Genomic DNA, 22,640 nt, shown 5'->3' on the forward strand with positions numbered 1-22,640 from the left:
CGGATCGTCGTCAGGCAGAGATGCCGTCGATCCGGGCCATGGCGTCTTCCGCGCCGTACGGTTGCAAGTACGGCAGCCAGCGCGGGTCCCTGTGTCCGGTCCCGATGATGCGCCAGGCCAGACCGGTGGGCGGGGCGGGTTTGTGGCGCAGCCGCCAGCCGATTTCGAACAGGTGTCGGTCGGCCTTCACGTGGTTGCAGCGGCGGCAGGACGCCACCACGTTGTCCCAGACGTGCTTGCCCCCGCGGCTGCGCGGGATGACGTGGTCGACGCTGGTTGCGACGCCACCGCAGTACATGCACCGGCCCCCGTCGCGCGCGAAGAGCGCCCTGCGGGTCAGAGGAACGGGCCCCCGATAGGGAACCCGGACGAATCGCTTGAGCCGGACCACGCTTGGTGCGGGGACTGTGACGGTTGCGCTGTGCATGAAGGCGCCGGATTCCTCGAGGGAGACCGCTTTGTTCTCCAGAACGAGGACGAGCGCGCGTCGGAGCGGTACGACGCCCAGTGGCTCGTACGACGCGTTGAGGACCAGGACATGCGGCACGGATGCCTCCTTGGGCGTCGGCGGCGCGTGGCTCGCGCCGGGACGATCTGTAGTCAGTGTCCCCTCATGCCTGGTGGAAACGCCACCATCTCCTGGTAACGGGCTGAGAGTGTTTTCGACCACACCTTTCTTCATCCCCAGGTGAGGACGGTCTCTCCCCCGAACATTGCAACGATCCACACACGATGCACCGTTAGTGTGGTGGGTCTGCCGCCCGGTGACCTTTCCGTGACCTTCACGATCTTTGACCGCCGTACCGGGAGGCAGGCGCTGCACCTGGAGGTACCTGCCGTGTCGTTGTCCGCCGCCCTGTCGGCCGCGGTGTCGCCGTCCCCGTCCCCCTCGGACTCGTCGACGCCCGCCGTCCCCTCTCTTCAGGATGCCCAGGAGAGCGCGACGAACGCCGCCAGCTGGGTCGAGCAGAACTGGTCGACCTGGCTGGCGATCGGTCTGCGCGTCCTGCTGATCCTGGTGATAGCGGCGGTGCTGAGATTCGTGGTGCGGCGGTCCATCACCAAGCTGATAGACCGCATGAACCGCACGGTCCAGGCGGTCGACGGCACGGCCCTCGGCGGCCTCCTGGTCAACGTCGAGCGGCGCCGTCAGCGCTCCCAGGCGATCGGCTCGGTGCTCCGCTCGGTGGCGAGCTTCATCATCATGGGCACCGCGGCCCTGATGATCCTCGGCACCTTCGAGATCAACCTGGCCCCGCTCCTCGCCTCCGCGGGTGTGGCGGGCGTCGCGATCGGTTTCGGCGCCCGCAACCTGGTCACCGACTTCCTCTCCGGTGTCTTCATGATCCTGGAGGACCAGTACGGCGTCGGGGACACCGTCGACGCGGGCGTGGCCTCCGGCGAGGTCATCGAGGTCGGCCTGCGCGTGACGAAGCTCCGCGGTGACAACGGCGAGATCTGGTACGTCCGCAACGGCGAGGTCAAGCGGATCGGCAACCTCTCGCAGGGCTGGGCGACGGCGGCCGTGGACGTCACGGTCCGGGCCGACGAGGACCTGGACAAGGTGAAGGCGACCCTCGACGACGTCGCCGAGCGGATGAGCAAGGACGAGCCCTGGAACGAGCTGCTCTGGGGCCCGATCGAGGTCCTGGGCCTCGACAACGTCCTGCTGGACTCGATGGTCGTCCGCGTCTCGGCGAAGACCATGCCGGGCAAGGCCCTGACGGTCGAGCGCGAACTCCGCTGGCGCGTCAAGCGGGCGTTCGACGCGGCCGAGATCCCCATCGTGGGCGGCCCGGCCGTCCTCACGGACGCCACCCCGGCCGTCGACCCGACGGCGGGCGTGGCGGCCCCGTCGGTCCACGCGAACACCTCCGCCCCGCCGGCCTAGGGCGGCCACTGCGGGCCTGGTGAAGCCCGGCCGCGGAACCGCGCCCCGTAAGGGGCGCGAGGAACTGCGCGACCAGCCCCCACCGCCCCGCGGGTTTGTCACCGCCTCGCCGACAGGACGCTCAGCGCCGCCCGCGCGCAGCCCAGCGGGCCCTGCGGCCCGGAGCCGACCGGCACGCCTTCACCTGCGGAAAGCCTGAGCCCGACGACGGCGTGACGGCTCCCGAAATAATCTTGTTCACACCTTCTCCTCATTCCCAACACCACCCCGCGCCGCTTAGGTTCAGGCCATCAGCGGGTCCTTGTTCTGAGCGCAACGCCCAGGGGCCCGCCCTGAATGTGGGGAAAAGCATGAGAAAGCTCGCCATAGGCGCCGTCGTCTCCGGTGCCCTGGCTCTGTCCGCGCTGGCCGTGCCCGCCGCCCAGGCCGCCACGCCGGACCTCGTCTTCGCGGACGTCGTCGTGAACAACGGCAAGGCGATCGTCGTGGGGACCAGCAACGAGGTGACGGTCCCGGTGACGTACACCATGACCCGTCCCGCCGGCCTGACGATCGACTACAAGAACAACGCGGCGGGCGTCCTGCTCTACCGCGGCTCGCTCGCGTCCTACGAGAACGAGATCGAGAGCGACGCCTCGCCCGCCTGCACCACCACGGCGACGACGGACACCACGGTGACGGAGTCCTGCTCCGACACCCTCACCGTCGACCCGTCCTTCGACCTCTTCGAGGCCGCGGACGCCACCACCTGGAAGGTCGGCGGCTTCTACGGTCAGGTCACCGCCGACGAGGACGACTCGGACGACAAGGTCAGCTTCGAGTACGGCTTCGCGGCCTGGGGCAACAAGGGCACCGCGAAGATCCAGCGCGCCGCCAAGGTCACCGCCAACGCCTCGCCGGAGCCGGTGAAGAAGGGGAAGACCATCACGGTCACCGGCAAGCTGACCCGCGCCAACTGGGAGACCGGCACCTACAGCGGCTACGTCTCGCAGCAGGCCACCCTGCAGTTCCGCGCCAAGGGCACGGAGACCTACAGCACCGTCAAGACGGCGACCTCCTCGAGCGGCGGCTACCTCAAGTCGACCGTGACGGCGTCGAAGGACGGCTACTACCGCTACGTCTTCGCGGGCACCGCCACGACCGCCGCCGCGAAGGCCACCGGCGACTACATCGACGTCCAGTAGTCACCCCCGCACCACCCCTGACCGCCCCCGCAGGTAACGACTCCGTTTCCTGCGGGGGCGGTTTGTTCTGCCCCCCTTGACTCCCCCACGACCCGGACCTATGTTCCCTGCATCCGATAGGAAACCTTCCTAACAGTTGCCTTCCGTAAAGTCTGCTGCGGAACCGTCCCGGGAGAGGGGGTACACATGGCCGGCACCCCGAGCACCCTGCGCGCCATGAACGACCGCGCCGCACTGGACCTCCTCCTGGAGCACGGCCCGCTGTCCCGCACCCGGATCGGCAAGCTCACCGGCCTCTCCAAGCCCACCGCCTCCCAGCTCCTGGCCCGCCTGGAAGCCGCGGGACTGGTCCTCGCCACCGGCACCACCGAGGGGCGACCCGGACCCAACGCCCAGCTGTACGAGGTCAATCCGGCCGCCGGACACGCCGCCGGACTCGACGTCACCCCCGAACGCATCCTCGCCGCCGTCGCCGACATCACCGGCCGCACGGTGGGGTCGTACGAACTGCCCACCCCCGGCAGACGCCCCGCACAGCCCGTCGTCCAGCAGGTCACCGACGCCCTCGACGGTGCCGTGAAGGCGGCCGGGCTGGCCCGCGCCGACGTCCACCGCCTCGTCATCGGCACCCCCGGCGCCTTCGACCCCAACACCGGCCGGCTGCGCTACGCCTCCCACCTCCCGGGCTGGCACACCCCGGCCCTGCTCGACGAACTGGCCGCCGCGCTGCCGATGCCGGTGGAGTACGAGAACGACGTCAACCTCGTCGCCGTGGCCGAGCAGCGGCTCGGTGCCGCGCGCGGTCACGAGGACTTCGTCCTGCTGTGGAACGAGGGCGGCCTCGGCGCGGCCCTCGTCCTCGGCGGCCGGCTGCACCGCGGCTGGACCGGCGGCGCCGGCGAGGTCGGCTTCCTGCCCGTGCCGGGTGCCCCCCTGGTCCGGCAGGTCACCAAGGCCAACAGCGGCGGCTACCAGGAACTCGCCGGCTCGCAGGCCATCCCGAAGCTCGCCCGCGAACTGGGGGTCGACGACATCCCCAGCGGCCCCTACGCCGAGGTCGCCGCCGCCCTCGTACAGCGGGCCGCGGAGTCCGAAGACCCCCGCCACCAGCGTCTGCTGGAGACCTACGCGACCCACCTCGCCACCGGTCTCGCCTCCCTCGTCTCCGTTCTCGACCCCGAACTCGTGGTCCTGAGCGGCGCCTCGCTCGCCTCCGGCGGCGAGGTGCTGCGTTCCCTCGTCCAGTCCGAGCTGGCGGAGCTGGCCGCGGCCAGGCCCAAGCTCGTCCTCGGCGACGTACCCGAACACCCTGTGCTGCGCGGCGCGCTGGAGAGCGCGCTGGCGGCCACCCGCGACGAGGTCTTCGACACCTCGCGCTGAGCCCTCACCCCCGGTAAGCCCCCCTCTCGTCCCGGCCCTCTCATCCGTTCCCCGCCCCAGGGAGACCTCGCCATGCCCAAGCGCGCCCGAATAACGGCTTTTGCCCTGATCGCCTCCGCGGCCCTTCTCACCACCTCCGCCTGTACCGGCCAGTCGAGCACCGGCGCCGACGACGACGCCTCGAAGGAGACGACCCTCAACTTCTGGCACGCCTGGAGCGCGCCCGCCGAGGTGAAGGCGGTCAAGTCCCTGATCGCCGGCTTCGAGAAGGCGCACCCCAACATCCACGTCAACGTCGTCGGCAACATGACGGACGACAAGATCAACCAGGCGCTGCGCGCGGGCGGTTCCAAGGCGCCCGACGTGATCTCCTCCTTCACCACCAACGCCGTCGGGAAGTTCTGCTCCTCCGGCGCCCTGGTCGACCTCGACCCGTTCTTCGAGAAGTCCGGCATCGACCCGGCCAAGACGTTCCCGACGGCGATGAGCGAGTACACCCAGTTCGAGGGCAACCGCTGCACGGCGCCCCTGCTCGGTGACGCGTACGGCCTCTACTACAACAAGACCGCGTTCGAGAAGGCGGGCATCAGCGGTCCGCCCAGGACGTGGTCCGAGTTCGAGGCCGACGCCAAGAAGCTGACGATCAACCAGGGCGACAGCTACAAGCAGCTCGGTTTCATGCCGAACTACCACGGCTGGGAGACCACGACCGAGCACTACATGGGCCAGTTCTCCCCGACGTACTTCGACAAGAGCGGCAAGTCGACGCTCGCCACGGACCCGGCGGTGTCCTCCGCCTTCACCCTCCAGAAGAAGCTGGTCGACGAGCTCGGCGGCTACCAGAAGCTGGAGAAGTACCGCACCAAGCTCGGTGACGAATGGGGCCCCAAGCACCCCTTCCACACCGGCCAGGTGGCCATGCAGCTCGACGGCGAGTGGCGTCTCGGCATGGCCCTGGAAGCAAAGCCCGACTTCGAGATCGGCGTCGCCCCGCTGCCCGTCCCCGACGACCAGGCGGACCAGTACGGCAAGGGCTACATCACCGGCACGATCACCGGCATCGCCGCCACCAGCAAGAAGCAGAACGCGGCCTGGGAGCTGGTCAAGTACATCACCACGGACACGGACGCGGTGGTGGACTTCTCCAACGCCATCCACAACGTGCCCTCGACCCTCGCGGCCCTGAAGTCCCCGAAGCTGAAGTACGACCCGCGCTTCAAGACGTTCCTGGACATCGCGGCGAACCCGCACTCCACGACAAGCCCCGCCTCCCTCAACGGCGGCGTCTACCTCACCACGATCCAGAACTTCGGCTACCAGTACGAGAGCGGCAAGACCAAGGACCTCAAGACAGGCCTCGCCGCCGCGGCCCAGCAGATCGACACGGACATCGCGCAGGCGAAGTAGCGATGAGCAGCAACACACTGAGGTCGAAGCGCCGCCGCTCGGCGCTGCGCACCGCCGCCTTCATGTCGCCCTGGCTGATCGGCTTCGTGGTCTTCTTCGCGTACCCGATGATCTCGACGCTCTACTTCTCCTTCATGCACTACGACGGCTTCAAGCCGCCGACATGGAGCGGGACGAAGAACTGGACCTACGTCTTCGAGAGCTACCCCTACTTCTGGCCCGCCCTGCGCAACACCCTGTGGCTGGTGGTGATCACGGTGACCCTGCGGGTCCTCTTCGGACTCGGCATCGGTCTCCTCATCACGAGGATCAGGACCGGCACGGGTGTCTTCCGCACCCTCTTCTACCTGCCCTACCTGGCCCCGCCGGTCGCGGCCACGATGGCCTTCGCCTTCCTCCTCAACCCCGGTACGGGCCCGGTCAACTCGATCCTGGAGAAGACCGGCATCCCGGCCCCCGGCTGGTTCAACGACCCGAGCTGGTCCAAGCCCGCCCTCACCCTGCTGTTCCTGTGGGGGGTGGGCGACCTGATGGTCATCTTCATGGCCGCGCTGCTCGACGTGCCCAAGGAGCAGTACGAGGCGGCGGAGCTGGACGGGGCCTCGGCGTGGCAGCGGTTCCGGTTCGTCACCCTCCCCAACATCTCGCCGATCATCATGTTCGCGGTGGTCACCGGGGTGATCGCGGCGATGCAGTGCTACACCCAGCCGCTGGTCGCCGGAAAGGTCGCCTCGGGTGTGATCCAGGGCGCGGGCACCATGTTCGAGCCCGGCTACCCGGACAAGTCGACCCTGACCCTCCCCCAACTCGTCTACAACCTGGGCTTCCAGCGCTTCGACTACGGCTCGGCCTGTGTCGTGGCCCTCGTCCTCTTCGCCCTCTCCATGGCCTTCACCGCGATCCTGATGCGGCGCCGCGGCGGTCTCATCCAGGCAGGTGACTGACGCATGACCCAAGTACTGGACCGGCCGGCGGAGTTGAAGACCCCGGCCTCCCCCGCCGAACGCACGGCCCGCCGCAAGGCCCTCCTGGAATGGATCGCGATCCACTCCCTCGGCATCGCCGCGGCCCTGTTCTTCACGCTCCCCTTCGTGTTCGTCTTCCTCACCTCGCTCATGAGCGACGACCAGGCCCTGAGCCGGGACCTGATCCCGCACACCTGGGAGTGGGCCAACTACCGGAAGGTCTTCGACACCCCGGGCTTTCTGACCTGGTGGAAGAACACGCTTCTCTACGCCGGGCTCGGCACCGTCCTCGTCGTCGTGTCGTCGGTCCCGGTGGCGTACGCGCTCGCCAAGTTCCGCTTCCGGGGCCGCAGTCTCTCCCTGATGCTGGTGATCTCGATGATGATGCTGCCGCCGCAGGTGGTCGTCATCCCGATGTACCTGTTCTGGGCGAAGCAGCTGGACCTCTCCGGCACCCTGTGGCCGATGATCATCCCGCTGGCCTTCGGGGACGCCTTCTCGATCTTCCTGCTGCGCCAGTTCCTGATGACGATCCCCAACGAGTACCTGGACGCGGCGAAGGTGGACGGCTGCGGGGACCTGCGCACCCTGCTGAAGGTCGTCCTGCCCATGGCGAAGCCGGGTATCGCCGCGGTGGCCCTCTTCCAGTTCTTCAACGCCTGGAACGACTACTTCGGCCCCCAGATCTACGCCTCGGAGAACCCGGGCGCCTGGACGCTGAGTTACGGCCTGGAGTCCTTCAAGGGCGCCCACCACACCGACTGGAACCTGACCATGGCCGCGACCGTGCTGGTCATGGCCCCCGTGATCCTCGTGTTCTTCTTCGCCCAGAAGGCGTTCGTGGAGGGTGTCACGCTCACCGGAGTAAAGGGGTGACCCACATGCTGCGTCTCCCCGGGGGACAACCCCCGGACCCCCGGCCGATCAAGACCATCCCCGGCGCCCGAAAGCGAGGGTCCCTCCAGTGAAACTCACCGTGGTCGGCGGAGGCTCGACCTACACACCCGAACTCATCGACGGCTTCGCGCGGTTGCGGGACACCCTCCCCATCGGGGAACTGGTCCTGGTCGACCCGTCGGCGGACCGTCTGGAGCTGGTGGGCGCCCTGGCCCGCCGTATCTTCGCCCGGCAGGGCCACCCGGGCCGGATCGTGACGACCTCCGACCTCGACGCGGGCGTGGACGGCGCCGACGCGGTGCTCCTCCAGCTCCGCGTCGGCGGCCAGGCGGCCCGCCAGCAGGACGAGACCTGGCCGCTGGAGTGCGGCTGCGTGGGCCAGGAGACCACCGGCGCGGGCGGCCTCGCCAAGGCGCTGCGCACGGTCCCGGTGGTCCTGGACATCGCGGAGCGGGTCCGCCGTACGAACCCGAACGCCTGGATCATCGACTTCACCAACCCGGTCGGCATCGTCACCCGGGCCCTGCTCCGGGCCGGCCACAAGGCGGTGGGCCTGTGCAACGTGGCGATCGGCTTCCAGCGCAAGTTCGCGGCCCTGCTCGACGTGGCACCGCCGGAGATCTTCCTCGACCACGTGGGCCTCAACCACCTCACCTGGGAGACCGGCGTACGCCTGGGCGGCCCCGAGGGCAAGGACGTACTGCCCGACCTGCTGACCGGGCACGGCGAGGCGATCGCGGCCGATCTGCGGCTGCCCCGCGCGCTCCTCGACCGCCTGGGCGTGGTCCCGTCGTACTACCTGCGCTACTTCTACGCACACGACGAGGTCGTACGCGAACTGCGGACCAAACCCTCCCGGGCGGCCGAAGTGGCCGCGATGGAACAGGAGTTGCTCCGGCTGTACGCCGACCCGGCGCTGGACGAGAAGCCGGAGCTGCTCTCCCGGCGGGGCGGCGCCTTCTACTCGGAGGCGGCGGTGGACCTGGCGGCAGGCCTGCTCACCGGCACCGGAAGCCCGTACCAGGTGGTGAACACCTACAACCACGGCACGCTGCCCTTCCTCCCCGACGACGCGGTGATCGAGGTGCAGGCGGCGGTGGGCCGGAGCGGCCCGACCCCGCTGCCGGTCCAGACCGTGGACCCCCTCTTCGCGGGCCTGACGGCGGCGGTGACGGCCTACGAGGACCTGGCCCTGGATGCGGCCCTGCGCGGCGGCCGCGACCGTGTCTTCCGCGCCCTGCTCTCCCACCCCCTGATCGGCCAGTACGCGTACGCCGAAGAACTCACCGACCGACTGATCGCACACAACCGGGAGCATCTCGCGTGGGCATGACCGCACGTGTCCTCGCCATAGACGCGGGCAACAGCAAGACCGACGTCGCGGTCGTGACGGCCGACGGAACCGTCCTGGCCACCGCGCGCGGCGGGGGATTCAGGCCACCGGCGGTGGGGGTGCGGGCCGCGGTGGACGCGCTCGCCGGACCGGTGGACGAGGCCTTCACGGCGGCCGGGATCACCTCGGTGGACCATGTCTCGGCCTGTCTGGCCAACGCCGACTTCCCGGTCGAGGAGGAGCAGTTGGCCGCGGCCCTGCACGCGCGCGCGTGGGGAAGGTCGGTGGAGGTCCGCAACGACACCTTCGCCATCCTGCGGGCGGGTGTCACCGAACCCCGCGGTGTGGCGGTCGTCTGCGGCGCCGGCATCAACTGCGTGGGCATGCGCCCCGACGGCCGCACCGCCCGTTTCCCGGCGCTGGGCCGCATCTCCGGCGACTGGGGCGGCGGCTGGGGTCTGGCCGAGGAGGCCCTGTGGCACGCGGCGCGGGCGGAGGACGGCCGAGGGGAGCCGACGGCCCTCTCCCGCACCCTTCCGTCCCACTTCGGCCACGCCACCATGCTCGCCCTCATCGAGGCCCTGCACCTGGAGCACATCGAACCGGCCCGCCGCCACGAACTGGCCCCGGTCCTGTTCAGCACGGCGGCGGACGGGGACCCGGTGGCCCGCGCCCTGGTGGAGCGTCTCGCGCAGGAGGTGGCGACGATGGCCACGGTGGCCCTGACCCGCCTGGACCTGCTGGCGGAGGAGACACCGGTCCTGCTGGGCGGCGGCATCCTGGCGGCACGCCATCCCCAACTGGACGACGGCATACGGGACCTGCTGGCGGCCCGCGCCCCCAAGGCCGTACCGCGGGTGGTGACGGCGAGCCCGGTGCTGGGAGCGGCCCTGCTCGGCCTGGACGGACTGGGGGCGAACGCGGCGGCACAGACCCGGGTCCGGAGGTACTACGACGCCTGACGCGCCCTGACACCACCCCCGAAACCCGAACCTGGAACCGAACAGATTCCCCCCGCGTGTGAATGGGCAGGGGGTGGTGCGGGGTGCCGAGCAATGCCGGAAACCCGCGCACCGCACTGCAATCCGATCAAGATCCAGTGAAGGCCGGTGCGGATGTCGGTCCCGGCAGCGATACTTGCCGCGACGGATGACCATGGGGGAGGTCAACAGTGACACACCCGCCGAAAAGCAGCGCGGCACCACCACCGGTACCAGGCATGCCCACCATGCCCGCGGTGCCACCACAACCGACGTATTCCAACGGCTCACCGGGCGGCTCCCCCACACCCGCCCCACCGCCGGAGCCCCGGCGCACCGCGTTCGCCGAGGGCGTCGACCGGCTGCGCGCCGCGGCCACCACCGAACCCGGCCGGCTGCGGATCATCGGCGCCTTCCTCGCCGCCCTTGTGGTGGCCTTCGGCGCGGTCACCGCCTGGCAGATGACGGACCGCGCGGCGGCCGCCGACGACGTCCTGAACAAGAGCCAGCCGCTCAGCAGCGCCGCCGCCGACATCTACCGCAGCCTCGCCGACGCCAACACCACCGCCTCCGGCAACTTCCTGGCGGGCGGCCAGGAGTCGGCCGCGTCCCGCGAACGCTACGAGAAGGACATCGACCGGGCCGCGGCCGGCCTCGTCAAGGCCGCCGCGAACTCCGACCCCGGCTCCGCAGCCGCCGCGACCGTCTCCGAGCTCAACCGTCTGCTGCCGCAGTACAAGGGCTATGTGGAGCGCGCGCGGACCAACAACCGCCAGGGCTTCCCCGTCGGCGGCGCCTGGCTGCGCTTCGCCAACGAGACGATGCAGAACGACATGCTCCCGGCGGCCGAGGACCTGTACAAGAAGGAGAACCAGCGGCTGCGCGCCGACTACGCCGACGCGACGCCCTACCCCTGGGCCGCGATCGGCCTCGGCGTCCTCGCCCTGGCCGCGCTCGCCTGGGCCCAGCACCGCAACTACCAGCGCACCAACCGCCTCATGAACCACGGTCTGGTGGCCGCGACGGCCACCGCGACGGTCGTCATGCTGTGGCTCGTCGTGGGCCACAGCGTCGCGCGCGCGGGCCTGAACGACTCCTACGACCACGGTGTCCGCTCGCTCAACGTGCTGCACGACGCCCGCATCGCCTCTCTCAAGGCGCGCGGCAACGAGAACCTGACCCTGGTGGCCCGCGGCGCCGAGACGAAGACGGTCAAGGACGCCAACGGTGAAGACGTGAGCGTGGACGCCTACGACTACGACTTCGACACCGACATGAAGACCCTCGGCAAGGGCCTGACGGAGGCCGCGAAGCTCGCCGACGACGGCTCCGGCAAGAAGCCGGTCACGGCCGCCGAGGGCAACATGAAGGTGTGGAAGGAGCGGCACGGCGCGGCCCGTGAACAGGACGAGTTCGGCAACTACGACGCGGCCCTGAACCTGGTCATCGGCGCCAAGGGCGCGACGGGCGAGTGTTTCGACAGCGTCGACGACAACCTCGCCAAGGCGCTCGATCACGAGGAGGCCGAGTTCGAGCAGGCGGCCGGCGACGGCCGGGGCGCGATGACGGGGCTCCCGGTGGGCGCCGCCGTGCTCGCCGTCCTGGGCGCGGCCGGCGCACTTCTCGGCATCGGCCGCAGGCTGTCGGAGTACCGGTGAGAGGGGGCAAGCCGATGCGAGCACCGCACGCACCGAAGGCACGGCGTACACGACGTGGGCGAGCACTGCGGACCGGTCTGAAGGGCTGGGGCGGGGTCGCCGCGATGGCGGTCGTCTGCGCACTCGCGGTCACCTTCGTCCTGCTGCTGCCGCTGACCCAGTCGTCCGGCGGGGGCGGGAGCACCGGCGGCCCGGGCGTGGCCCACGGCATCCAGGCGAGGGCCGAGAACGATCCCTGCCTGGTCCCGCAGATCAAGAAGGCCCCGGAGAAGCAGACGCTGTCCCCGTCGGGCGCGGACGGCGACACCATCAAGAAGATCAAGGCCCGCGAGGGCGAGAAGCGCAAGCTGATCGTCGGCGTCGACCAGAACAGCTACCGCTGGGGCTACCGCGACCCCAACAACGACGAGGACGGCAACACGCTGGAGGGCTTCGACATCGACCTGGTGCACCGGATCGCCCAGGAGATCCTCGGCGACCCGAACGCCGTCCAGTTCAAGGCGATCCCCACCAACCAGCGCATCCCGGCGATCCAGTCGGGCCGGGTCGACATGGTGGTCCGCACGATGACCATCAACTGCAGCCGGATGGCCGACGTGGCCTTCTCCGCCCCGTACTTCAAGACGGGACAGCAGGTCCTCGCGCCCAAGTCCTCGCCGATCACCGGCCCCGATGGCTCCCTCGCCGACAAGAAGGTCTGCACGGCGGCGAGTTCGACGGCCAACTCCGAGCTGAAGGCGCGCCAGAAGGCCGGCGAGCTCCCCAGGACCACCGACATCACCTCCACCGTCGTCCCCAACCAACTCGACTGCCTGGTGCGGATCCAGCTCGGTGAGGTCGACGCCGTGGTCACCGACGGCGCGCTCGCCGCGAGCCAGGCCGCGCAGGACCCGACGGTCGAGCTCAAGGGCGACGCCCCCTTCACCACCGAGTACTACGGCGTGGCGATGAAGCTCGACGCCGACGATCTGGTACGCCGGGTCAACCAGATCCTGGTGGACTACCGCAAGGACACCGCGAACGGCTGGCAGGCGTCGTACGAGAAGTGGCTGTCGGCGACACTGGGAACGGACTCGGCGAAGTCCGAACCCCCGGCTCCGGAGTACCTGCGCAAGAGCTGACACGGAGCGACCCCACCCCCACATACAACGCGAACCCAACCCCGACAACGCAGCAGCGAGAGGTGATCGATGGGCGTCACGGGACCCCCCGGGCCGGTGATGGACCGGGACGAGGTGGACCGTGCGCTGGCGCGGCTCGGCGCGGAGTACGAGGCGATCGAGACCTCACTCCTCGCCCTGCAGGACCACTCGGGCCGCAGACTGCTCGAGGGCGCCGCGCTCACGGGTGTCACCAAGGAGCGCTGGACGTCCGCGGAGGCGTCGATCACGCTGCTGTGGGCGTACTTCGACGCGTACACGGACGCGTTGCGCAGCGCCCGGGAGATCAGATCCCGCCGCCGCTGGTCCAGCCAGGGCGATCTGGCGGAGCTGACGGAGCTGCTGCGCGGCGAGTCGGTCACGGTGGCCGGCAGCGCCACGGCGACGGCCAACGCGCCGACCCTGCACGGCAATTCGGGCAAGCTGAGCGAGCAGTTCAGCCTGGTCACCCTCGTCGACCGGATGAACGAGCTGTACGCGACGAGCCTCGACATGGTCGTCGCCGCCGACGCGGTGTGGTCGGCGCTGCCCGCGCGCATAGATTTACTGGCCGCGGAACTCCAGCGCACCCGCAAGCTCGCGCACTCCGTCGGCGTCCGCCCGGGCGAGCACCCGGCCGGCGACGACCTGGAGCGCATCACGCGCACGCTGACGCGGCTGCGGGAGGAGGTGGTGTCGGACCCGCTGGCGTACTGGCTGCCGGCACAGGGGAGTTCGGCGCCGGGCGGCGGCCGGCCCGACACCACGGTGTACGACCGGGAGGCACGCGCCCTGGAGGACGTGCGCCGGGAGATCGACGCGGTGCTGACGGTCCGCCAGGACGCCGAGCAGCGCCTGGTCAGGCTGCGTGACGTGCTGTCCCGCGCGGACCGTACGCTCGCCGAGGCCCGCATCGCGCGCGGCGAGGTGCTGGCGAAGATCGCCGCCACGGAGGTGCCCGTCGTCAGCGGACCGCCGACCGCGCTGCAGGAGCAGCTGGCGACGGCCGCCGAGTACCGCAGGCAGGCCCAGTGGCACCGCCTCTCGCCGCTCCTGGAGTCCCTGGAGCAGAAGGCGGAGGACGAACTGCTGCGTGCCCGCGAGTCGTTGGGCGCGGTCACCCAGCCTTTGGCGGTCCGCGCGGAGCTGCGCGGCCGCCTCGACGCGTACAAGGCGAAGGTCGCCCGGCACGGCCTCGCCGAGGATCCGTTCCTCATCGAGCGGTACGACGCGGCGCGCCGCATGCTGTGGAGCGCGCCCTGCGATCTGCGCGTCGCCGAACAGGCCGTCCTGCGCTACCAGCAGGCGGCGGCCGACCTGTTCCGCACCCCGAGGGTGCCGGAGCAGAGCGGGCCCGAGGACCGTAGGGGGGAGGCCCCGTCATGAGTGAGGCACAGCAGACCTGTCAGCGGCCCGGCTGCGGCGGATCGTACGAGGACGTGGGCGGCGGCGAACTGTACTGCGACACCTGCGGTCTGGCGCCGGTGGTGTCGTCGAAGGGCATGGTGGGTTCCCCGCCGACCGGCATCACCGGCGGCGGCAAGAGCTCCCGTGGTTCGGCCGGCAGCAGTTCGCGCGCCAGCAGCCGTACCAGTTCCCGTACGTCGTCGCAGTCGTCGAAGTCCCGGCGCTCGGTGTCGGGTCGCCTCTCGCGCGCCCTGTCGGGCCGTACGACGGGCCGCTCGGTGTCGGTGCGCAGCTCCGGGTCCAGCACCAACACCAGCGCCCGCGGCCGGCTCGGCGTGGGCCTGGTCCAGGTCCCGGACGTGCCGCGGCCCGACCCGCGCGCGATGGTCCTGGAGAACCCGGAGGTCCCCGAGCGCAAGCGGTTCTGCTCCCGCTCGGACTGCGGGGCGCAGGTGGGCCGCTCCCGCGGGGACCGCCCCGGCCGCACCGAGGGCTTCTGCACGAAGTGCGGGAACCCGTACTCCTTCGTCCCGAAGCTCAACTCCGGTGACATCGTGCACGGCCAGTACGAGGTCGTGGGCTGTCTGGCGCACGGCGGTCTGGGCTGGGTCTATCTCGCGGTGGACCGCGCGGTGTCCGACCGCTGGGTGGTGCTGAAGGGCCTGCTGGACACCGGCGACCAGGACGCGATGGCCGCCGCCATCTCCGAGCGGCGCTTCCTCGCGGAGATCGAGCACTCCAACATCGTGCGGATCTACAACTTCGTCGAGCACCTCGACCAGCGCACCGGCTCGCTCGACGGCTACATCGTCATGGAGTACGTCGGCGGCAAGTCGCTCAAGGAGATCGCCAACGACCGCCGCACCCCGACCGGCAAGCGCGACCCGCTGCCGGTGGAGCAGGCCTGCGCGTACGGCATCGAGGCCCTGGAGGCACTCGGTCATCTGCACAGCCGCAATCTGCTGTACTGCGACTTCAAGGTCGACAACGCCATCCAGACCGAGGACCAGCTCAAGCTCATCGACATGGGCGCGGTGCGCAGGATGGACGACGACGAGTCGGCCATCTACGGCACGGTGGGCTACCAGGCGCCGGAGGTGGCGGAGGTCGGCCCGTCGGTCGCCTCCGACCTGTACACGGTGGCGCGGACGCTGGCGGTCCTGGCCTTCGACTTCCAGGGCTACACCAACGTCTTCGTGGACTCGCTGCCGGACCCCGACAACATCGAGGTCTTCCGTCAGTACGAGTCGTTCTACCGGCTGCTGGTCCGCGCGACCGACCCGGACCCGGCCCGCCGGTTCGCCTCCGCGCAGGAGATGGCCGAGCAGCTGACGGGCGTGCTGCGGGAGGTCGTGTCCCTCCAGACGGGGCGCGCCCGGCCCGCGCTGTCGACGCTGTTCGGTCCCGAACTGCGGGTGACGGACACGGAGTTGTTCCCGAAGCTGGACGGCGAGGTGTCCCGGCTGGGGGCGCGGGTGATCGTCACCCGCCGCCGTTCGTCCTCTCCCCTTCCGCAGCTGCCGGCCGTCGGCGCGGTCGCCGTCCCGGCGCCCGGCGGCACCGAGTCCCTCGTCAAGACGGTGGGGACACCGGCCGCGGCCCTGGCCCTGCCCGTTCCCCGGGTCGACCCCGACGATCCCAACGCCGGGTTCCTCGCCGGGCTCATGACCACCGCGCCCGCCGAGCTGCTGGGGGCACTGGCCGCCGCGCCCGCGCCGTCCGTCGAGACCCGGCTGCGGCAGATCCGGGCGTGGCTGGAGAACGGGGACGCCCACACCGCGCTGGAGGCCCTGCGGCGGCTGGAGGAGGAGCGGCCCGACGACTGGCGGGTGGTCTGGTACCGCGGAGTCGCCTCGCTCGTCACCGGCGACCACGAGGCCGCCGCGCTCGCCTTCGACGCGATCTACGACGCCTTCCCGGGCGAGCCCGCGCCGAAGCTGGCGCTCGGCCTGTGCGCGGAGGTGCTGGGACAGCTCGACAACGCGGCCGAGTACTACCGTCTCGTGTGGTCGACCGACCCCAGCTATGTCAGCGCCGCCTTCGGTCTGGCCCGCGTCCAGCTCGCGAGCGGGGACCGCACCGGCGCCGTACGGACACTGGAGTCGGTCCCGGAGTCGTCCATCCACTACACGGCCGCCCGCGTGGCCGCCGTACGGGCGCGACTGCGCGGACGCACGGCGGCCGCCGGTGACGTACCGTTCCTGGACGACCTGACCGCGGCCGCGGGGCAGGTCGAGGCGCTGGACGCGTACGGGCTGGATCCGGCGCGCCGGGAGCAGTTGTCCGCGGAAGTCCTCGGCTCCGCGCTGGACTGGATACTCTCCGGTGGCCAGGGCGCCGCACCGTCCGCACGCCGGGTACTGCTCGGCAGCGAACTGGACGAGCGGGGACTCCGCTTCGGACTGGAGCGTTCGTACCGCACGCTGGCCCGGCTGGCCCGAGGCGGCGAGGAGAGGATCGACCTGGTGGAACGTGCCAATCGTTACCGCCCCCGGACGTGGGTGTAGTTGATGTCGCAGATGCCCCAGCCGATCGCCCTGTCGAGGTGCCCGAGCTGCGAGGAACCCCTCGAGTCGGGTGACCGCTTCTGTGGTGCGTGCGGATACGACCTGTCCGCCGTGCCGGCCCCGCCGGACGACGAGCCGACGCTCGTCGTCAACGGCTCGGGTCCGGTCGAGGGTGCCCCCTGGCCGGTCGCCCCCGAGCCGGCCGGTTCCGACACCCCGCCGGCCACCCATCTGCCGACGGACCTGGCGGGCACCGACTCCGGCGGCCGTGAGCTGCCGGCCGCGCCCGCGACGGGCGCCCCTGAGCCCCCGCCCACCGGTTCGCCGGTCTCCCCCGTCACCGGCGTGCGCTTCGACCGCCCGCCGGAGCCGGACGAGTACCCGCTCCAGGCACCCGACCCACGCGTCGCCCAGGAGACGCCGACCCCCGCGGAGGGCGTCAAGGTGTGTGTCGCCTGCCGTGCGGGGCGCGTCGACCACGACGGCTACTGCGAGAACTGCGGCCACGCCCAGCCACGCGAACGCGACCACATGGAGCAGGAGTGCGGCCCGATCGCGGCCGTCAGCGACCGGGGCCTGCGCCACCACCGCAACGAGGACGCGTTCGCCATCGGCAACGCGATCCTGCCCGACGGCCGGCCCGCCGCCATGGCGATCGTCTGCGACGGCGTCTCCTCGGCGACCCGCCCCGACGACGCCTCCCTGGCCGCGTCCCGCGCGGCGAGCGAGTCGCTGCTCGCCGCCCTGCCGCGCGGCACACACCCGCAGCAGGCCATGCACGACGCGATCGTCGCCGCCTCGCGCGCGGTCAACTCGCTGGCCGCGGAACCGGCCACGGCCCGGGAGCACGCCCCGCACCAGAACGCCCCGGCCTGCACGATCGTCGGCGCGATCGTGACGTCCGGGCTGCTGGTCGTCGGCTGGGTCGGCGACAGCCGCGCCTACTGGGTCCCGGTCGACCGCGGCTCGCTGCCGGCCCGGCTCACCGAGGACGACTCGTGGGCCGCGCAGATGGTCGCCGCGGGTCTGATGAACGAGGCGGAGGCCTACGCCGACGAGCGCGCCCACGCGATCACCGGCTGGCTCGGCGCGGACGCGTACGAACTGGAGCCGCACACCGCTTCCTTCAAGCCGGACCGTGCGGGTGTAGTGGTGGTGTGCACCGACGGACTGTGGAACTACGCCGAGGCGGCGCAGGAGATGGCCGAGGCCGTACCGCTCGACGCGGCGGTGCGTCCGCTGCACAGCGCACAGGTGCTCGTCGGTCACGCTCTGGACGGCGGGGGCCACGACAACGTAACAGTGGCCCTCGTGCCGTTCCCCGCCCCGCCGCAGGGGGCAGGATCGGCCTGAGGCCGATTTCGGGGACGTCTCAGCGGACCGGAGGGGACCGGTCCGCACACAGTCATCACCTCACGACAACCGTGGGGTCTGCGAGGGGGATTCAGCAGGCATGGCCAATTTCTCGAAGTCCAACGTGCCGCAGTTCTCGATGGACGTGTACCAGAACGAGTACCTGCCGGAAGGCGCCCGCGAGGTCAACGGCATCGTCACGGTGACCGCGACCGGTGGCGGCACGATCGGCAGCGCCGTCGCGGCACCGCATCTGTTCACACCGGGGCAGGGACCGGACGCGGCCGTGGCGATCATGGTCGACTGCTCGGGGTCGATGGACTATCCGCCGACCAAGATGCGCAACGCCCGGGACGCCACCGCCGCCGCCATCGACACCCTGCGCGACGGGGTGCACTTCGCGGTGATCGACGGCACCCACGTGGCCAGGGAGGTGTACCCGGGCGGGGGCCGGCTCGCGGTCGCCGACGCCACCACCCGTGAACAGGCCAAGCAGGCCCTGCGCAAGCTCAGCGCGGGCGGCGGCACCGCCATCGGCACCTGGCTGCGCCTCGCCGACCGGCTGCTGTCCTCGGCGGACGTCACCATCCGTCACGGCATCCTGCTCACCGACGGCCGCAACGAACACGAGTCGGCGCAGGACCTCAAGGCCTCCCTCGACGCCTGCGCCGGACGCTTCACCTGTGACGCCCGCGGCGTGGGCACCGACTGGGAAGTGAGTGAAGTCACAGGGATCGCCTCGGCCCTGCTCGGCACCGCGGACATCGTTGCCGACCCGGCCGGTCTCGCCGCCGACTTCACACAGATGATGGAGACGGCCATGGGCAAGGAGGTCGCGGACGTCTCCCTGCGGGTGTGGACACCGGTCGGCACCACCATCAAGTTCGTCAAGCAGGTCGCTCCCACGGTCGTGGAGCTGACCGACCGGCGCACCGAGGCCGGCCCGCGCGCCGGGGACTACCCCACCGGTTCCTGGGGAGACGAGTCCCGTGACTACCACCTCTGCGTGGAGGTCCCGGCCGCCGCCCTCGGCCAGGAGATGCTGGCCGCCCGGGTCTCCCTGGTGGTCCCCCAACCCGACGGCTCCGCCCAGAACTTGGGCGCGCAGGGTCTGGTACGGGCCGTGTGGACCGACGACATGGTCGCCTCGACGTCGATCAATCCCCAGGTCGCCCACTACACCGGCCAGGCCGAACTGGCACAAGTCATCCAACAAGGCCTCGATCTTCGCAAAGCGGGCGATATGGATGGAGCAACGGCCAAACTGGGCCGGGCCGTTCAGCTCGCGAGCGCCTCGGGGAACGCCGATACTGCGAAACTGCTTGCGAAGGTGGTGGACGTGGTCGATGCCGCGACAGGTACTGTGCGGTTGAAGGCGAAGGTCGCGGAAGCGGACGAGATGACTCTCGAGACCCGGTCCACAAAGACTGTTCGTGTAAAGAAGTAACCAGAAGTGACCAGAAGTGACCTAGCAGGACCCTGGTAGGACAGAGAAGGAGAGGGGGACGCGCCGACATGCCGACCTGCCCGAACGGACACCAGTCGGGTTCCGACGACTGGTGCGAGGTCTGCGGTCACCGCATGGCTGGTGCCGTACCTCCGCCCCCTCCCCCGCCGCCGCCCGGTGGTGGTTACGGCTTCCCGCCGCCGGGTCAGCCCGGTGGGCGCCCGCCGCATCTGTCCGCCGTCCCGGACCACGAGCCGGAGCTCTGCCCGCAGTGCCGTACGCCCCGTGAGGGCGGTGCGCCGTTCTGCGAGGAGTGCCGGTGGAACTTCCTGACGAACACGGCCACCTCGTACACCCCGGCCGCCCCGCGCCCGCCGGCCCCCGGCCCGGGCGTCCGCTTCCAGGGACCGCCGCAGGGTTCGTCGTACGGCGCCGGTGACTCGTACGAGTACCAGGGCTCCCGCCCGTCCCAGATGAACCGCCCAGCGGAACCGATCCCGCCCTTCGGCAACGACCCCTCCGGCCCGCCCCCGCCTCCCGGCCCGAACGGCCCCGGAGGCTTCGGCGGCCCGGGCGGCCCGGGCGGCCCGGGCAACCAGGGCAACCAGGGTGGCTTCGGCGGCCCGGGTGGACCCGGCGGTCCGGGCGGCTTCGGCGGCCCCAACGGACCTGGCGGCCCCGGCAACCAGGGTGGCTTCGACGGCCCCGGTGGCCCCGGCAGCACCAACGCTCCCGGCGCACCCGGCGGTTACAACGGCCCCGGCGGCCCCGGTCGGCCCGGCGGCTACGACGGCCCTGGCGGACCCGGTGGCCCCGGCGGCCAGGGCGGCTTCGACGGCCCCAACTCTCCCGGCGGCTTCGGTGGACCTGGTGGTCCCGGTGGGCCCGGCGCTCCTGGCGGCCCCGGCCGTCCGGGCGGTTACGACGGTCCCGGGCGCCCCGGCGGACCCGGTGGTCCCGGCGGCTACGACGGCCAAGGTGGACCCGGCGGACCCGGTCGGCCCGGAGGCCCCGGCGGCCAAGGTGCCCCCTCCGCCTTCGGCGGCGACCCCTCGCGCCCGGTGCCTCCGCCTCCCGGACCGACGCCGCCCGCCGGCCCCGGTGCGACCGGCGGCGCCCCCTCGGCCTTCCAGCAGCCGTCCGGTCCCGGCGGTCCCGGTGGCTTCGGCAGCGGTGACGACGACTGGGTGATCTCCCCGCCGTCCTCCACGGCGCCAGGCGGTCCCGGCGGCGGCTACGGCTACCCGCAGCCCGGCTCCACCCAGCCCCCGCCCGGACCCGGTCCCGGCTACCCGCAGCAGCCCGCGACCTGGTCGGCGACGATCGGTCCGGACCGCGAGTACTTCATGGCGATGATGCAGCGCTCCGGCCCCGAGGCCGCGGGGCTCAACCTGCCCGCGTACTCGCCCGAGCAGCAGCGCACCCTCACCGGCAACCAGATCACCATCGGCCGCCGCCGGCACTCCACCGGCGACACCCCCGACATCGATCTGTCGGTGCCGCCGGAGGACCCGGGCGTCTCGCACCAGCACGCCGTGCTGGTCCAGCAGCCCGACGGCACCTGGGCGGTCGTCGACCAGAACTCGACGAACGGCACCACGGTCAACGGCGCGGAGGAGCCCATCCAGCCCTTCGTCCCGGTCCCCCTCCAGGACGGCGACCGCGTACACGTGGGCGCCTGGACGACCATCACGGTCCGCCGCGGATAGTCACGACGACCAGGGGGCCCGGCGCACCACGCGCCGGGCCCCTTGTCCATGTCGACTACGAGCGCCCCCGCCCGCCAAGCCTCCGCTCCCACCCACCGAGCACCGAACCGCCGCCTCCGCCCTCACCGCATCGGCTCGCCTCGCCACGGCAACCCCAGCGGCCACGCGCACAGCCCCTCCGGATCATCCAGCCCCGCCCGGCTCACGCCCACAGCCGCACCGAACCGCCGCCTCCGCCCCGCCGGCGACCCCACCACATCGGCTCGCCGCATCAGCCCCCAGGCGGCCACGCGCACAGCCCCTCCCAACCCCCAGCCACCTCACCGCATCGGCTCGCCTCACCACGTCAGCCCCCAAGCGACCACGCGTACGGTCCCTCCGGGTCGTCCAGCCACGCCCACTCGTGTCCGTCGCTCACCGTGATCCCGTAGCGCTCCCGCTGCGGACACCCCTCGCGCTCCCACAACTGGTAGGCCTCCTGCGGTTCGAGGCTGCCCCGGCTCAGTTCCAGCAGGAAGCGGAACAGCTCGTTCTCCCGGGCCCGGGACGGCACCCCGCCGAGCCGGGCGGGCTCGGGCTCCGGGCGCCCCTCGCCCCGCAGCGGCACGAAGTAGGCGGGCGTGTGCAGGAAGCGGCCCTCGGCGTGCCCCGCGTCCCGGACGGTCAGCGCGATCAGGCCGGTGGCGAGGGGGGCGAGGATCCGGGCACCGGGGGCGCACTGGGCGAGCCAGGCCCGCGGGACCGAGGCCAGGGTGCAGGTCGCGATGATCCGGTCGAAGGGGGCCCGCTCGGGCACCCCGCGCGCACCGTCGCCGGTGACGACGAGCGGGCGGTACCCGGCGGCGGCCAGGTGCTGCCGCGCCGCCTCGGTGATCTCCGGTTCCAGGTCGATGGTCGTGACGAGGCCGTCGTCGCCGAGCCGGTGCGCGAGCAGGGCCGCGTTGTACCCCGTACCCGCGCCGATCTCCAGGACCCTGGCGCCGTCCTCGACCTCCAGTGCCGCCAGCATCATCGCCATCAGCGAGGGCTGGCTGCTGGAGGAGACCAGCTCGCCGTCCCGCATCCGGGTGGCCAGCGGGGCGTCGGCGTAGGCGCCGCGCACCCAGTGCTCGCGCGCACGCGGGTCGGGGCTCTCGCCCCACCGGCGCTCGTAGCCGCCCTTGACGCCGACGTAGTAGTACGGCACGAACAGATGCCGCGGCACCGCCGCGAAGGCGTCCCGCCACACCGGGTCGTCCGCCCAGGCGCCGCTCGCCTCGATGCGGTGCACCAGCGCGGCCCGCGCCTCGGCGGCGACGACGTCCAGGTCCCTGTGGAGAGCATGCGCACCCATATGTCCACTGTCCTGCGGGACCGCGGCCGAAGCGAGCACCACGGCTCGCC

The 22,640-nt window shown here is 71.4% G+C and carries 17 protein-coding genes; 15 read left to right on the top strand and 2 right to left on the bottom strand.

Annotated features, from left to right (window positions below; all coding sequences use genetic code 11):
* Positions 1 to 10 precede the first annotated feature (10 nt).
* Positions 11 to 547: an HNH endonuclease gene (locus OG381_RS18250; protein WP_020116449.1), complete on the bottom strand. Its 537-nt coding sequence runs from the start codon at positions 545 to 547 to the stop codon at positions 11 to 13.
* A gap of 291 nt (positions 548 to 838) precedes the next feature.
* Between OG381_RS18250 and OG381_RS18255 the strand changes: the two genes are divergently transcribed.
* From OG381_RS18255 to OG381_RS18325, 15 genes are all read left to right on the top strand, one after another.
* Entirely contained in the window at positions 839 to 1,891 is a 1,053-nt protein-coding gene (locus tag OG381_RS18255; RefSeq protein WP_327717149.1) for a mechanosensitive ion channel family protein, read from the top strand.
* Positions 1,892 to 2,241: 350 nt separating this feature from the next.
* Positions 2,242 to 3,075: a hypothetical protein gene (locus tag OG381_RS18260; protein WP_327717150.1), complete on the top strand. Its 834-nt coding sequence runs from the start codon at positions 2,242 to 2,244 to the stop codon at positions 3,073 to 3,075.
* Positions 3,076 to 3,261: 186 nt separating this feature from the next.
* Positions 3,262 to 4,455, top strand: a complete 1,194-nt coding sequence (locus tag OG381_RS18265; RefSeq protein WP_307030532.1) for an ROK family transcriptional regulator — start codon at positions 3,262 to 3,264, stop codon at positions 4,453 to 4,455.
* Positions 4,456 to 4,527: 72 nt separating this feature from the next.
* On the top strand, positions 4,528 to 5,862 hold the full coding sequence (locus OG381_RS18270) for an ABC transporter substrate-binding protein (RefSeq protein WP_327717151.1): 1,335 nt from the start codon (positions 4,528 to 4,530) through the stop codon (positions 5,860 to 5,862).
* Positions 5,863 to 5,864: 2 nt separating this feature from the next.
* A complete protein-coding gene (locus tag OG381_RS18275; protein WP_327717152.1) occupies positions 5,865 to 6,806 on the top strand; it encodes a carbohydrate ABC transporter permease in 942 nt (313 codons plus the stop codon).
* 3 nt (positions 6,807 to 6,809) lie between these two features.
* Positions 6,810 to 7,703 (top strand): carbohydrate ABC transporter permease, encoded by an 894-nt coding sequence (locus OG381_RS18280; RefSeq protein ID WP_327717153.1) that lies wholly within the window; start codon positions 6,810 to 6,812, stop codon positions 7,701 to 7,703.
* An 88-nt stretch (positions 7,704 to 7,791) separates the two neighbouring features.
* A complete protein-coding gene (locus OG381_RS18285; RefSeq protein ID WP_327717154.1) occupies positions 7,792 to 9,057 on the top strand; it encodes a 6-phospho-beta-glucosidase in 1,266 nt (421 codons plus the stop codon).
* Positions 9,048 to 10,019 (top strand): N-acetylglucosamine kinase, encoded by a 972-nt coding sequence (locus tag OG381_RS18290; protein WP_327717155.1) that lies wholly within the window; start codon positions 9,048 to 9,050, stop codon positions 10,017 to 10,019. Before OG381_RS18285 ends, OG381_RS18290 begins: the two co-directional genes overlap by 10 nt.
* A 266-nt stretch (positions 10,020 to 10,285) precedes the next feature.
* Positions 10,286 to 11,695 (top strand): hypothetical protein, encoded by a 1,410-nt coding sequence (locus OG381_RS18295; RefSeq protein ID WP_327722492.1) that lies wholly within the window; start codon positions 10,286 to 10,288, stop codon positions 11,693 to 11,695.
* A gap of 14 nt (positions 11,696 to 11,709) precedes the next feature.
* A complete protein-coding gene (locus tag OG381_RS18300) occupies positions 11,710 to 12,816 on the top strand; it encodes a glutamate ABC transporter substrate-binding protein (RefSeq protein ID WP_327717156.1) in 1,107 nt (368 codons plus the stop codon).
* Positions 12,817 to 12,885: 69 nt separating this feature from the next.
* Positions 12,886 to 14,220, top strand: coding sequence for a hypothetical protein (locus OG381_RS18305; protein WP_327717157.1), 1,335 nt, complete (start codon positions 12,886 to 12,888; stop codon positions 14,218 to 14,220).
* Positions 14,217 to 16,748, top strand: coding sequence for a serine/threonine-protein kinase (locus OG381_RS18310; protein ID WP_327717158.1), 2,532 nt, complete (start codon positions 14,217 to 14,219; stop codon positions 16,746 to 16,748). Before OG381_RS18305 ends, OG381_RS18310 begins: the two co-directional genes overlap by 4 nt.
* Positions 16,749 to 18,101, top strand: coding sequence for a PP2C family serine/threonine-protein phosphatase (locus OG381_RS18315; RefSeq protein ID WP_327717159.1), 1,353 nt, complete (start codon positions 16,749 to 16,751; stop codon positions 18,099 to 18,101).
* Positions 18,102 to 18,201: 100 nt separating this feature from the next.
* Positions 18,202 to 19,548 carry a vWA domain-containing protein gene (locus tag OG381_RS18320; protein ID WP_327717160.1) on the top strand — a complete coding sequence of 449 codons (1,347 nt, stop codon included), beginning with the start codon at positions 18,202 to 18,204 and terminating at the stop codon, positions 19,546 to 19,548.
* A gap of 68 nt (positions 19,549 to 19,616) precedes the next feature.
* Entirely contained in the window at positions 19,617 to 21,257 is a 1,641-nt protein-coding gene (locus OG381_RS18325; protein ID WP_327717161.1) for an FHA domain-containing protein, read from the top strand.
* A gap of 346 nt (positions 21,258 to 21,603) precedes the next feature.
* Here OG381_RS18325 and OG381_RS18330 read toward each other — a convergent pair whose 3' ends face one another.
* Positions 21,604 to 22,590, bottom strand: a complete 987-nt coding sequence (locus OG381_RS18330; protein WP_327717162.1) for a methyltransferase domain-containing protein — start codon at positions 22,588 to 22,590, stop codon at positions 21,604 to 21,606.
* Between the last annotated feature and the right edge of the window lie 50 nt (positions 22,591 to 22,640).

This window comes from Streptomyces sp. NBC_00490, assembly GCF_036013645.1.
Lineage (GTDB): Bacteria > Actinomycetota > Actinomycetes > Streptomycetales > Streptomycetaceae > Streptomyces > Streptomyces canus_F.